The 12,127-nt window shown below is 68.2% G+C and carries 13 protein-coding genes; 11 read left to right on the plus strand and 2 right to left on the minus strand.

Annotated elements, in window-relative coordinates; translation table 11 throughout:
• Positions 1-3 precede the first annotated feature (3 nt).
• Together mug and ACK8HH_RS04210 are read left to right on the plus strand one after the other, a co-directional pair.
• A complete protein-coding gene (gene mug / locus ACK8HH_RS04205) occupies positions 4-582 on the plus strand; it encodes a G/U mismatch-specific DNA glycosylase (protein WP_062367645.1) in 579 nt (192 codons plus the stop codon).
• Between the two features lie 30 nt (positions 583-612).
• On the plus strand, positions 613-1,275 hold the full coding sequence (locus ACK8HH_RS04210; protein ID WP_006894689.1) for a DUF1707 domain-containing protein: 663 nt from the start codon (positions 613-615) through the stop codon (positions 1,273-1,275).
• Positions 1,276-1,286: 11 nt separating this feature from the next.
• On the opposite strand, the gene ACK8HH_RS04215 is transcribed toward ACK8HH_RS04210, so the two are convergent.
• On the minus strand, positions 1,287-2,219 hold the full coding sequence (locus ACK8HH_RS04215) for an AEC family transporter (RefSeq protein WP_006894690.1): 933 nt from the start codon (positions 2,217-2,219) through the stop codon (positions 1,287-1,289).
• 205 nt (positions 2,220-2,424) lie between these two features.
• Between ACK8HH_RS04215 and rpmF the strand changes: the two genes are divergently transcribed.
• On the plus strand, positions 2,425-2,598 hold the full coding sequence (gene rpmF, locus ACK8HH_RS04220; RefSeq protein WP_006894691.1) for a 50S ribosomal protein L32: 174 nt from the start codon (positions 2,425-2,427) through the stop codon (positions 2,596-2,598).
• Between the two features lie 100 nt (positions 2,599-2,698).
• Here the strand turns inward: rpmF and ACK8HH_RS04225 are convergent, their stop codons facing one another.
• On the minus strand, positions 2,699-3,469 hold the full coding sequence (locus ACK8HH_RS04225) for an SDR family oxidoreductase (RefSeq protein ID WP_006894692.1): 771 nt from the start codon (positions 3,467-3,469) through the stop codon (positions 2,699-2,701).
• A gap of 158 nt (positions 3,470-3,627) precedes the next feature.
• On the opposite strand from ACK8HH_RS04225, the gene ACK8HH_RS04230 reads away from it, so the two are divergent.
• The 8 genes from ACK8HH_RS04230 (at position 3,628) to ACK8HH_RS04265 (ending at position 12,125) form a co-directional block, all read left to right on the plus strand.
• A complete protein-coding gene (locus ACK8HH_RS04230; RefSeq protein ID WP_412475569.1) occupies positions 3,628-4,560 on the plus strand; it encodes an AurF N-oxygenase family protein in 933 nt (310 codons plus the stop codon).
• Between the two features lie 66 nt (positions 4,561-4,626).
• The gene (locus ACK8HH_RS04235; protein WP_062367643.1) at positions 4,627-6,225 is read left to right on the plus strand and encodes an FAD-dependent oxidoreductase; all 1,599 of its coding nucleotides are present in this window, start codon (positions 4,627-4,629) and stop codon (positions 6,223-6,225) included.
• A 70-nt stretch (positions 6,226-6,295) separates the two neighbouring features.
• Complete coding sequence (locus ACK8HH_RS04240; protein WP_006894695.1) at positions 6,296-6,979, plus strand: response regulator transcription factor; 684 nt, start codon at positions 6,296-6,298, stop codon at positions 6,977-6,979.
• A gap of 3 nt (positions 6,980-6,982) precedes the next feature.
• Entirely contained in the window at positions 6,983-8,401 is a 1,419-nt protein-coding gene (locus ACK8HH_RS04245) for a sensor histidine kinase (RefSeq protein WP_045538918.1), read from the plus strand.
• A gap of 91 nt (positions 8,402-8,492) precedes the next feature.
• A complete protein-coding gene (locus ACK8HH_RS04250; protein WP_045538916.1) occupies positions 8,493-9,896 on the plus strand; it encodes a trypsin-like peptidase domain-containing protein in 1,404 nt (467 codons plus the stop codon).
• Positions 9,897-9,969: 73 nt separating this feature from the next.
• Complete coding sequence (locus ACK8HH_RS04255) at positions 9,970-10,491, plus strand: molybdenum cofactor biosynthesis protein B (protein ID WP_006894701.1); 522 nt, start codon at positions 9,970-9,972, stop codon at positions 10,489-10,491.
• Between the two features lie 326 nt (positions 10,492-10,817).
• The gene (locus ACK8HH_RS04260; protein WP_045538914.1) at positions 10,818-11,450 is read left to right on the plus strand and encodes an MspA family porin; all 633 of its coding nucleotides are present in this window, start codon (positions 10,818-10,820) and stop codon (positions 11,448-11,450) included.
• Between the two features lie 30 nt (positions 11,451-11,480).
• Complete coding sequence (locus tag ACK8HH_RS04265; protein ID WP_045538912.1) at positions 11,481-12,125, plus strand: MspA family porin; 645 nt, start codon at positions 11,481-11,483, stop codon at positions 12,123-12,125.
• Positions 12,126-12,127 lie beyond the last annotated feature (2 nt).

Here is a 12,127-nt window from a genome sequence, read left to right on the forward strand (position 1 = left end):
GCGGTGGGGTTCACCCGAGAGGAACTGCTCGACCGGATCGGTGCGACCGTTCCGGATCTGATCGGCCCCGACTGCCGGCTGCTGATCGCGGGCATCAATCCCGGGCTGTGGACCGCGGCGACCGGGGCCCACTTCGCCCGGCCCGGCAATCGCTTCTATCCGGCACTGCACGCCGCGGGCATCACCGATCACGTGATCGACGCGTCGGCGGGGATGTCCGACGACGACGCCGCGGCGCTCACCGATGCCGGGATCGGCATCACCAATGTCGTCGCGCGGGCCACCGCGAAAGCCTCCGACCTGGCTCGGGACGAGCTGCTGCGCGGCGGTCGGGAACTGGAGGCGACGGTGCTCCGGGTGCGGCCGCGCGTCCTCGCGATCCTGGGGGTCACCGCCTATCGCGCGGCGTTCGGGCGCCGCACGGCCGTGGTGGGCCGGCAGCCGGAGTCGATCGGCGGCGCCGAGCTCTGGGTACTGCCGAACCCGAGCGGGTTGAATGCGCACGAGACCGTCGAGACCCTGGCGGCTGCGTACCGGCGGGCGGCGGACGCGGCCGGGGTACGCGATGTGCGTCGCCGGTGAGCCGGGCGATTCTTGTCTAGGCTTGGGCAGATGAGCGACATCGAGCCCCGCACCTCCCGTGCTCCGCAGCCATCCGCCGGTGATGCCGCCGCGATGCTGGTCAGCGACGCCGACCGCGAACGCACTCATTCCTATCTATCGGCCGCGATGACGATGGGCGTGCTCACTCCGGAGGAGTACAGCCGGCGCGCCGGCGATGCCTCGGTCGCGCGGACCCGGGCCGATCTGGACGCATTGACTCGGGACCTGCCCCTCGATCAGCTCCGCTCGGTGGCCGCCGACGCCGCATTCGGCCAGACCCGCGTCAGTGCCTCCGGTGCCGATCCCGTCACGTCCGCGTCCGGCTTCTTCGGCGGAACCGAAGTCGGCGGAGGCGCGGTCGTGGGTGATCGACTGAAGGCCACCGCAGTGATGGGCGGCGTGGTGCTCGACCTGCGGAACGTCGAGTACACGGCGCCTGTGCTCACGGTGAAGTGCAAGGCGATCATGGGCGGCGTCGACATCGTGGTCCCGCCGGACGTCACCGTGGAGGTGCACGGGAGGGCTGTCATGGGCGGCTTCGACGGCAGCGCCGCCGGTCCCGGCGGCGAGGGCGCCCCGCGGGTGGTGATCACCGGATTCTCGTTGATGGGCGGGGTCCGTGTGCAGAGGCGCGGCCGGGCCGACCGGCTCGGCCCCCGTCGTGCCCGCTGACGGCGGGCCGGTCAGGCCAGCGTGGCGGCGATCAGCGCGATGACGGGGATCGACAGGAGCGTGGTGATCAGGGCCGAGTCGCGGGCGAGGACCTCACCGCGCCGGTATCTGGTCGCGTAGACCAGGACGTTCTGCGCGGTCGGCAGGGCGGCGATCACGACCTGCGCGAACAACCGATGCCCGGTCATCCCGAATCCCCAGCGTGCGAGCGCGTAGGCGACGAGCGGCATCGCGACCACCTTCATCGCGGCGGCCAGCGCGACGTCTCGCCGCGGACTCTGGCCCTTCTTGAATACGGTGACGCCGGTGAGCGTGAGGCCGAAGGTGAGCAGCGCCAGCGGGACTGAGGCCTGCCCCAGCATGTCCAGCGGTTCCATCACGGCCTGCGGCGGATGCCATCCGGCCACCGAGACGATCAGGCCGATCACGCCGCCGACCAGGATCGGGTTCTTCAACGGCGTGGTCACCGTGCGCAGCGTCGAGGTCCGTCGCTCGGCCGACAGCGCGGTCAGATCGAGGGTCGCGAGGGCGACCGGGGAATAGAAGACGATCTGGAACAGCAGCAGGGGAGCGATGAACGACGCGTCGTCGAGCACGAAGATCGCGATCGGCAGACCCAGGTTCACGCTGTTGACGTACGAGGAGGACAACGCGCCGATCACGATCTCCGGTACGGCGCGGCGCAGCCAGAACCACGCGATCAGCGCGTAGACCGCGCCCACGGCGACGGCCGATGCCGAGGCGACCACGAGCGTGGACGAGAAGATCGCCGACAGATCGCTGGTGGCCAGAGAGTGGATGAGCAGTGCGGGTGTGCAGACGAAGAAGACGGTGCGCGCCAGCACCGCCGCCGCGTGTTCGCCGAGACTGCCCGTCCGGCCGAGAACGTAACCCAGGGCGACGACGATGAAGATGACGGTGAACCCCGAGATGACGCCAGACACCCGACGCATTATGCCCGCGGCGCCCGAACCCTCCGGTCACGACCTCGTCCGGGCCGCCGCGTTTTGCATCCGGGAGCCCGCGGCGGCTAACCTGGTCTGGTTGTGTGCCGCGGCCGCTGTGCCGTGGTGAGAAGACTTCAGCGGGTCTGGCGGGTCGGGAGACAGCCCGAGCCCACCCGCGCCAGGTAAGAGAAGGGCTGGAACCATGGCAGTACCCAAGCGCCGGATGTCGCGGGCCAACACCCGTAGCCGTCGTTCGCAGTGGAAGGCGGACAACGTCGCACTGCAGGAAGAGAAGATCAACGGTGTTTCGCAGCGCATCCCGCGCCGCCTGGTCAAGGCAGCGAAGCTCGGTCTGGTCGATCTCGACCGTCGCTGAGCGCGGCTGACACACAGACTTCAACGGCTGGGGCCGGCGAGAGATCGCCGGCCCCAGCCGTTTCGTCGTGGGGCCTGCGGAGGCTCCGTCTCGTCGGAGGCTACTGCGAGAGGATCTTGTTCACGCCGCGGTTGAGGACGTTGGGAATGAACTTGGCCGCGTTGCCCAGAACCGTGGTCTGCAGCCCCACCGAGTAGCTCGTGCGGCTCAGCACGCGGTCCGCGATGGTCGGATGAACCGATTCCCAGACCTTGTCGGCGACCTGTTCGGGGGTGATGCGGACACCGAGCGTCCTGGTTGATTTCGCATCGTTGTCGGCGAGCGCGGTCTTGGCCCACAGCGGCCAGATGCTCACGACGCGGATGTCGTCGGCCGCCCACTCCAACTCCAGCGCCTCGGTGAGGCCTGCGACGTAGAACTTGGTCGCGCTGTAGGTGGCGATTCCCGGCTGGCCGTAGATCGCGGATGCGGAGGCGATGTTCACCAGATGCGATCCCGGAGTCGCCTTGAGATACCGGTGGGCCGCCTGGGCGCCCAGGGTCACTCCCAGTGCGTCGATGTCGATCTGCGCCTTGATCGCGTCGGTCGAGATCTCGGTGAGGGGGCCCGCCACCAGGATCCCGGCGTTGTTGTCGAGCACGTCGAGGCGGCCGTCGGTGTGCGAGGTGAACTCGGCCAGTGCCGTCGACCACTGCTGCGGGTCGCGGACGTCGAGGTGACCGGTGATGAAGTCGGGGTGCTCCTCGCGGACGGCGGCCAGCGCCTCGTCGCTGACGTCGTAGACGCCGACCGTCCAGCCTTCGAGGGCGAATCGCTCGGCGGTCGCGAGGCCGATGCCCGCGGCACCGCCGGAAATGAAGATCGAAGGCATGACTCTGGATTCTCCCCACTGTGACCTGCGAGGACGCCCCTCGCATTGATATTACTCTCCGGTAGGAACTCTAGACCGTTTACGTCGCAGGACGCGAGTGTTACCGTGACAATGATTGTTGTTACAAGATGCGATGGAACAATGTACCGGAGGTCAACATGACGGCAGCGATCGAACGGGAGAATGCGGGCGACAACCTGATCAGCCTGCAGGACTCGGGTGCCGAGCAGGTGTCCGAACGGTTGCTGCGATCGGCCGCCCGGCTCTCGCGCAATGCGATGACCGAGATCGACTGGTCGTTGCCGATGGATCCCGACAAGTACGGATGCAGCCCGGAGTGGTCGTCGCTGTACGGCACCGACTACTGGGACGAGCTCACCGACGAGCAGCGAGTCGATCTGACGCGTCACGAGTTCGCGTCGATCATGAACATCGGCATCTGGTTCGAGATGATTCTGCAGGAGATGGTTCTGCGCGATCAGTACGTCGGCGACTACCACTCCTCCGAGTTCCAGTTCGCGCTGGTGGAGATCGCCGATGAGTGCCGGCATTCGCTGATGTTCGCCAAGGCGTCGGAGAAGATGGTCGGCACTTCGTATCATCCGCACCCGAAGATCGCCCAGTTGGGCAAGTCTTTCAAGCTCCTTGCGCGCAACGAGGTCGCCTATGCGGGCATTCTCGTCGCCGAGGAGGTTCTCGACGTGTTCCAACGCGGATGCATGCGCGACGAGCGGGTGCTCCCCTTCATCCGGACCGTCAACGAGATCCACGTTCTCGAGGAATCCCGGCACATGAAGTTCGCGCGCGAACAGGTGCGTGAGTCGGTCGACGGGATCGGCTGGGCCCGCAGGCAGTTCAGCGCGCTGTCGGTGGCGGCGGGCGCGTACCTCATCGTGAGCAGTCTGATCCAGCCGAAGGCCTACGCCGATGCGGGACTCGACGTGAAGCGTGCGCTGGCCGAGCGCCGCGACAACGGCCACTTCCACTCGATGATCCGCAGCAGCTGCGGTCACCTCATGGAGTTCCTCGACGAGGTGGGCCTGCTGACCAAGCCGGCCATGCACTGCTACCGCAAGGCGCACATGATCTAGCGGCGGATCGATCGCCGGACCCGCTTCCCGACCAGCCCGGACGCGCTCGAAGTAAAGGGGCACTCGTTGTCGTTCGTCATCACCCAGTCCTGCTGCAGCGACGCCGCCTGCGTGTCGGTGTGCCCGGTGAACTGCATCCACCCGACGCCGGAGGAACGGGGTTTCGGCACCTCCGACATCCTGCACATCGACCCCGACGCGTGCATCGACTGCGGAGCATGCGCCGACGCGTGCCCGGTCAATGCGATCTTCCCGGCCGACCGGCTCGGTGAGCGCGACGAGATCTTCGCCGACATCAACGCCGCCTACTATCGCGACAACCCCGATGTCTCGTCCGGCTGGACCGATGTGGTGTACCCGGAGATCCCGCGTTTGCCGCGCGATCTGCGGGTCGCGATCGTCGGCACGGGTCCGTCGGGCGGATACGCCCTGCGGACGGTGCTGAACCGGACGGACGCGCAGGTGACGGTGTTCGACAAGCTGCCCACACCGGGCGGATTGGTCCGCGCGGGCGTCGCGCCCGACCATCCGAGCACCAAGGACGTCATGAAGACCTTCGACATCCTGTACCGGGACCCGCGGGTCACGATGGCCACCAATGTCGAGATCGGCCCCGATGTACGGGCCGGTCAGATCACGCCGGGCGAACTGGCGCACCACTTCGACGCCGTCTTCTACGCGACCGGTGCATCGCAGGCCCGCCGCCTCGGGATCGCCGGCGAGGATCTGCCGGGCAGTACGTCGGCCACCGAACTGGTGGCCTGGTACAACGCCGTGCCCGGCGCTTCGGGTCCGAACATCCCGGTCGGCGGCAGCGGCCGGGCCGTGATCGTCGGGACGGGCAACGTCGCGCTCGACATCGCCCGCATTCTCGTATCGCCGCCGGAGGCACTGGCGGTCACCGACATCGCCGACCGTGCGCTCGACCTCCTGCGCAGGCAGGACATCCATGAGGTGGTCCTGCTCGGCCGGCGAGGTCAGGACGCCGCGGCGTACACCGCGGCCGAGTACCGCGCGCTGTCGGTGCTTCCCGGCGTGGAGGTGGTGGTGCACGACGGCACGGCCTCGCTCGACCCGCTGCCCGACCTGCCGCCCGACCTCTCGGGACCCGCGTCCTCCGACCGCCGCCGGATCGTGTTCCTCTTCAACACGGTCCCCGAGGCCGCACACGGAGACGGCGCGCTGCAGTCGGTCTCGGTGAACACCGGCGGACGCTCGTACCGCATCGCCGCAGATCTGCTGGTCCGATCGATCGGTTACCGGTCCGTACCGGTCGGCGGGCTTCCGTTCGACACCGAAGCGGGCCGGTTCCCGGTGCGCGAGGGCCGAATCGTCGACGCCGAGGGCATACCGATTCCCGGTGCGTACGCCGTCGGCTGGGCCGCCCGCGGATCCACCGGCGGTATCGGCTCCAACAAGTTGCACGCCATCGACACGGTCGAGGCGTTCATCGAGGACGCCGCATCCGGTCTGCGTCGCGCAGGCGGTACCGCCGAGGAGTTCAGTGCACTGTTGCGGCGCAGGCGACGTCAGGCGATCGGCTACCGGGGGATCGCGGCGATCGACCGGCGCGAGCGCGAGCTGGGCGCCCGTCAGGGGCGTCCCCGGGTGAAGTTCACCGAGGTGGCCGACATGCTGGCGGCGGCGGGACGGCGGCGTCGCTGAGCGCGACCGAATCGCGCCGAACGGCGTGTTCGCTCAGTCGAATCTCAGTTGTGGATATAAGACTGTAACCATGCGCATCCTGGTGGTGGACGACGATCGTGCGGTCCGCGAATCGCTCCGACGGTCGCTCAGCTTCAACGGATACTCGGTCGAGACCGCGGGCGACGGGCTGGAGGCGCTGGAGAAGGTGATCGCCGATCGCCCGGACCTGATGATTCTGGACGTGATGATGCCGCGTCTGGACGGTCTCGAGGTGTGCCGGCGACTCCGGTCGGCGGGCGACGACCTGCCGATCCTCGTGCTCACGGCCCGCGATTCGGTCTCGGAGCGGGTCAGCGGGTTGGACGCGGGCGCCGACGACTACCTGCCCAAGCCCTTCGCACTCGAGGAACTGCTGGCCCGGTTGCGGTCGCTGCTGCGCCGCACCACCCGGGACGAGGAGGAGAGCGAGGCGGTCTCCTTCGCCGACCTCACCCTCGACCCCGTGACCCGCGAGGTGACCCGCGGCGAGCGCCAGATCAGCCTCACCCGCACGGAGTTCGCGCTGTTGGAGATGCTGATGAGCAACCCGAAGCGGGTGCTGACCCGCAGTCGCATCCTCGAGGAGGTGTGGGGCTACGACTTCCCGACCTCCGGCAACGCGCTGGAGGTCTACATCGGCTACCTGCGCCGCAAGACCGAGGCCGACGGCGAGCCGCGCCTGATCCACACCGTGCGCGGCGTCGGATACGTTCTGCGCGAGGGCACACCGTAGCCGATGCGTGGTCCGTTCCGCCTGACGCGCGCGGTCTCACTGCGACGCCGCGTCGCGCTCCTGGCCGCCGCGGTGGTCCTGCTGTCGGCGGTGCTGATGGCCGGAGCCGCGTACTTCGTGGTGTCGCGCGCGATGTACAACGACGTCGACACCCAACTCGTCGCCCGTGCCGACGGTCTCACTGCCCTCGCCAAGCTCGGCCGGCTGAGCAACGGTCCCGAGGCGCTGGTGGCGGGCACCGTGTTCTCCACGTCCATCTCGATCGCACTGATCGAGCAGGACGGCCGCGCCATCATGGTCGGCGACGTCCCCTTCGGGGATCCGGAGAAGGATGTGGCGAAGTCGACCAATCCGCCGGGCAAGCTCAATCAGAGTCTGCGAACCACCGCCAACCACCGGGTGCTGGCGCGCAAACTGTCCGACGGCAGCACGCTGGTGTTGGCGCAGTCGCTGGACCGGACGGACGCGGTCCTCGGCCGGCTCGGCTCGGTGCTGTTCATCGTCGGCGGAGCGGGGGTGGCCTTCGCCGCGATCGCCGGAACCGCGGTGGCCCGCACCGGACTGCGCCCGGTCACCCGTCTCACGGCCGCGGCCGAACGCGTCGCACGAACTCAAGACCTCACGCCGATCCCGGTGACCGGCAAGGACGAACTCGCGCGGCTCACCGAGAGTTTCAACACGATGCTGCGCGCGCTCGCCGAGTCGCGCGACAAGCAGGCCCGTCTCGTCGCCGACGCCGGACACGAACTCAAGACTCCGCTCACCTCGCTGCGCACCAACCTCGAACTGCTCATCGCCTCATCGGCACCGGGTGCACCGCCCGTACCCGCGGCCGACATGGTGGAACTGCGCTCGGATGTGATGGCGCAGATCGAGGAACTGTCGACCCTGGTCGGCGATCTCGTCGATCTCGCGCGCGACGACGCGCTGGAGGCCGTGCACCAGGAGGTCGCCCTCGAAGACGTCATCGACGCCGCACTCGAGCGGGTCCGGCGCCGGCGCGCCGACATCGACTTCGACGTGGAAACCGTTCCGTGGTTCGTCTTCGGTGAGGAGCACGGCCTCGCGCGGGCGGTGCTGAACGTGCTCGACAACGCAGCGAAGTGGAGTCCGCCTGGCCGCACCGTGCACGTGCGGCTCCATCAGGTGGGACCGGCCAGTGCCGAGCTGACGGTGGCCGACGCGGGGCCGGGCATCGCCCCGGAGGATCGCGAGATGGTGTTCGAACGGTTCTACCGCGCCGACGCGACTCGATCGATGCCGGGTTCGGGCCTCGGCCTGGCGATCGTGCGGCAGGTTCTCACCCGTCTCGGGGGCTCGGTGGTGGCCGAGGGATCCGACCAGGGAGGTGCGCTGATTCGCATGCGGATACCCGGTCTGCCGCACCATACTGAGCCCGATCCGATCGTCGTGAGACGCTGACGATCGTTCACAGGTACTCGGCAGGAACCTCGCAGTAACTCGGCAACGGGGACTGAGCGGCTTCACAGAATGGTGCAATAGGGTCTAATCCATGACCAACGGCGAACACCCCGGCAACGACGATTGGCGTCAGGTCCCCGGAGATCCGAATCAACCTCCGACCGGCGGACTTCCCACGAATCCCTACGGCAGTGCGGACGCTGGAAACCATTCACCGGGCTCGCCGTCGAACCCGCCCAGCGGTCAGTTCCCGTCGCCGCCTCCGGGAGCGACCGGCCCGCTCGGTCAGTACCCGCGGCCCGATCAGCCGACCGCGCCGTACTACCAGCAGCAGCCGGGCGGAACCGCACCGCTAGGGCAGATGCCGCAGGCGCCCGGATCGTCGGCCGACATTCCGCCGGCACGGTCGAACGGGGGTCGCAAGCTTCTCATCGGCGCCGTGGCCGTCGCGCTCCTCGCGGGCGGCGCGGGAGGAGCGATCGGCGCCTCGGTCGCGGGCGGTTCGAACAAAGACGGATCGTCGACGTCGAACGTCGTCGCCTCCGGACCCACCAACACCGCGCAGCCCAGTGCCGCGCCGGGTTCGGTGCAGGCCACCGCGGCCCAGGTCCTCCCGTCGGTCGTCTCGATCACCGTCGAGGTCGGGAATCAGGTCGGATCGGGCTCGGGCGTCATTCTCAGCGACAACGGCGTGATCCTGACCAACAACCATGTCATCAGCGCCGGCGGCGGTAAGCCCGCGGACAAGATCCTGGTCAGCTTCTACGACGGCAGTCGAGCGATGGCGAAGGTGCTCGGCACCGATCCCACATCCGACATCGCGGTCATCCAGGTCGACAAGACCGGTCTGCGGCCGATCACCATCGGCTCGTCGGCCAACCTCTCGGTGGGCCAGGAGGTGATCGCCGTCGGGTCGCCGCTCGGACTCGAAGGGACGGTCACGACCGGCATCATCAGTTCCCTGAACCGGCCGGTGTCCACCTCCGGCGCCGACGGTTCGGTGGAATCGGTGATGGACGCCATCCAGACCGACGCGGCGATCAACCCGGGCAACTCCGGCGGCGCACTCGTCAACGCCAACGGTGCGTTGATCGGCATCAACACCGCCATCGCGACCGTGAACGGCGGCACCGAGCAGCAGTCCGGCAGCATCGGCCTGGGTTTCGCGATTCCCGTGGACCAGGCGATGCGGATCGCGAACGCGCTGCGCTCGGGCGGCCGTGTCCAGCAAGCGAGCCTCGGCGTCAACGTCCGGCCCAGCAGCGACGTGACGCAGCCGGGCGCCCAGGTGGTGAATGTGGTCGGCGGCGGTGCCGCCGATCAGGCGGGAATCCCGAAGGGCGCGGTCATCACGCAGGTCGAAGACCGCAAGATCGCTTCGTCGGACGCGCTCGTCGCCGCTATCCGTTCCTATGCTCCGGGGGATACCGTGAAGATCACGTACGTCGTCAACGGGCAGACCAAGACCGTCGACGTGAAGCTGGGCGCCAGCTGATCGGCACCGGGCGCCCGGAGGACAAGCCACACACGAGCGCCGCGACGGCGGTGCACTCGAGGAAGGTCGAATCATGATTGACGCCGCAGAAGCCGAAGCCGAAGCCGTGGTCCAGGGCATCGTGACGCCGCGGGCCCTGGTGGTGGTGATCGACGACCGCGCCGTCGGCGGGGAGGATCACGATCTGCTGGGGCCGCTGGTGGTGGAACTGCTCGAGGAGGCGGACTTCCACGTCGACGCGACCACCACGGTCTCCGGCGACGAGGTGGAGATCCGGAACGCGATCAACACCGCCGTGATCGGCGGCGTCGATCTCGTCGTCTCGGTCGGCGGTGTCGGGGTGGGGCCGCGGGACGTGACGCCCGAGGCGGCCGAGCCCCTGCTCGATCGTCGGCTGGCCGGCATCGAGGAGGCCATTCGCAGTTCGGGACTGTCCGCGGGCGCTACCGACGCGGGGCTCTCGCGCGGACTCGCCGGCATCTCGGGGCAGACGGTCGTGGTCAATCTCGCCGACTCCCGCGCGGCCGTCCGTGACGGCATGGCGACGCTGATCCCGTTGGCGCATCACGTCATCGCCGCGATCAGTGAGTTCTGAGACGTCTTCGGCCGACCGGTCGGAGGAGGAGGCGTGGCGTCGCAAGCGGCGCCTCGACGCCGTCTTCGGCGATGAATTGCCCGAGGTCAGGACCGACCCGGGCGAAGACGCGCATTCCGGGCGTGGTCGTCGTTGGTACGACGAGAACCGGCCCCCACACCATAACTAGCGGGTAAGTGACCCTTCTCACGTGAAATCCGGCAATCCTCTCCGGCGCCGAGCGGCGACTGTGCGGCTGGGTTAATCTAAGCCGCGGCTGAGAATCCATTATCTGCCGCACAGTCTTAAGCCGACCGTGGTGTCGGTCACGTTGAAGGGTGATACGTGTGAAGTTCAGTGGTGTCGGTAAGCGCCGCGCTGCAGCCCTGGCTGCAGTCGCGCTCACCGCAGTAACCGGAGCAGTAGTCGGAGCAGGTCAGGCTGACGCAGGTCGTCTGCCGGGTGGCCGCACCAAGGCTGTCGGTGTCGACGGCCAGGTGGTGGAGATCTCGCGCAGCGGCGAGAGCAGCCGGATCATGCCGTCGTTGGCCGCCAACGGTGCGGGCCGCGCGGCCGCCGTGTCGGGAACCTACAAGACGACCTTGAGCAAGGGCACCGGTGTCATGACCGTCGGTTACCTGGTCGGTTGCCAGGTGAACCTGACGGGCTTCACCGGCACGCTCAGCGGATCGTTCGACCTGTCGGGAGGCGTGTCCGGTAGCGGTTCGCTGTCCGTGCCGCTGGCTCCGGGCCAGGTCGTGTACGCCAAGACGGACAAGATCAGCCTCAAGAAGAGCAAGGGCACGATCATGGTCGACAGCTTCTCGATCGACGTGCAGCAGTGCGGCGGGTACGCCTCGGCGCGCTCGGTGGTCCAGGTGGTCGCGGCCGACGGCTACGACGCCGAGGAGAAGTCCCTGTCCGGCAACAGCGGTTACGTGCAGGCCAACCTGCTCGGCACCCCGTTCAGCCTCGGCTGACCCGAGATCACAGACTCACGAGGTAGAAGAATGAACAAGCGCGTAGTCCGCGGTCTCACCGCGTCCGCAGCACTCGCCGGCGCCGTCGCCGCCGGCGCCACGCTCGCCGCTCCGGCCAATGCCGTCGCACTGCCGAGCGTCTCGAAGACCAAGTCGCTGCCCGAGGGCAGCGTCACCATCAAGCTGTACGGCGAGTCGGCCAGGATCGGCCGCGCCGTCACCAGCACCCCGCTTTCCCGAGAGGTCTTCGTCTCCGGCAAGGTCAGCGTCAAGACCACCGGCGGCGTCAAGGGCGGCAGTGTCAATGCCGGCTACATCGTCGGTTGCCAGGTCAACTTCGGTGCCGACATGGGCGCCACCGGCAAGATCACCGGCAGCATCCCGGATCAGACGGTCACGCTAGACCCGAAGGCATTCGGGGGCACGGGCGGCATCAAGCTGTCCCCGGGCAAGGCTGTCTACACGCCGGTCATCCATTCCGTGGTCGACGACTACGAGACCAACGCGTTCACCTTCAAGAACGCTCAGGGCGGCGTCGCCTACAGCAACGAGCGCTTCGGCGTCGACGGCTGCGCGGGCTACGCCCAGGCGCGTGCCAAGGTGACCGTCCGCGTCTCCACCGACACTTACGTCGGCAACGTGACGCTCTACGGCAAGCCGTTCAGCATCGGCTGACC

It is taken from the genome of Gordonia sp. LUNF6, from assembly GCF_047041125.1.
Classification (GTDB): Bacteria; Actinomycetota; Actinomycetes; order Mycobacteriales; family Mycobacteriaceae; genus Gordonia; species Gordonia sihwensis.

Coding starts and splice junctions, on each gene's coding strand:
- ACK8HH_RS04265 (WP_045538912.1), top strand. CDS start 11,481: ATGAACAAGCGCGTAGTCCGCGGTCTCACCGCGTCCGCAGCACTCGCC.
- ACK8HH_RS04240 (WP_006894695.1), top strand. CDS start 6,296: ATGCGCATCCTGGTGGTGGACGACGATCGTGCGGTCCGCGAATCGCTC.
- ACK8HH_RS04255 (WP_006894701.1), top strand. CDS start 9,970: ATGATTGACGCCGCAGAAGCCGAAGCCGAAGCCGTGGTCCAGGGCATC.
- ACK8HH_RS04250 (WP_045538916.1), top strand. CDS start 8,493: ATGACCAACGGCGAACACCCCGGCAACGACGATTGGCGTCAGGTCCCC.
- ACK8HH_RS04225 (WP_006894692.1), bottom strand. CDS start 3,469: ATGCCTTCGATCTTCATTTCCGGCGGTGCCGCGGGCATCGGCCTCGCG.
- ACK8HH_RS04210 (WP_006894689.1), top strand. CDS start 613: ATGAGCGACATCGAGCCCCGCACCTCCCGTGCTCCGCAGCCATCCGCC.
- ACK8HH_RS04230 (WP_412475569.1), top strand. CDS start 3,628: ATGACGGCAGCGATCGAACGGGAGAATGCGGGCGACAACCTGATCAGC.
- rpmF (WP_006894691.1), top strand. CDS start 2,425: ATGGCAGTACCCAAGCGCCGGATGTCGCGGGCCAACACCCGTAGCCGT.
- ACK8HH_RS04245 (WP_045538918.1), top strand. CDS start 6,983: ATGCGTGGTCCGTTCCGCCTGACGCGCGCGGTCTCACTGCGACGCCGC.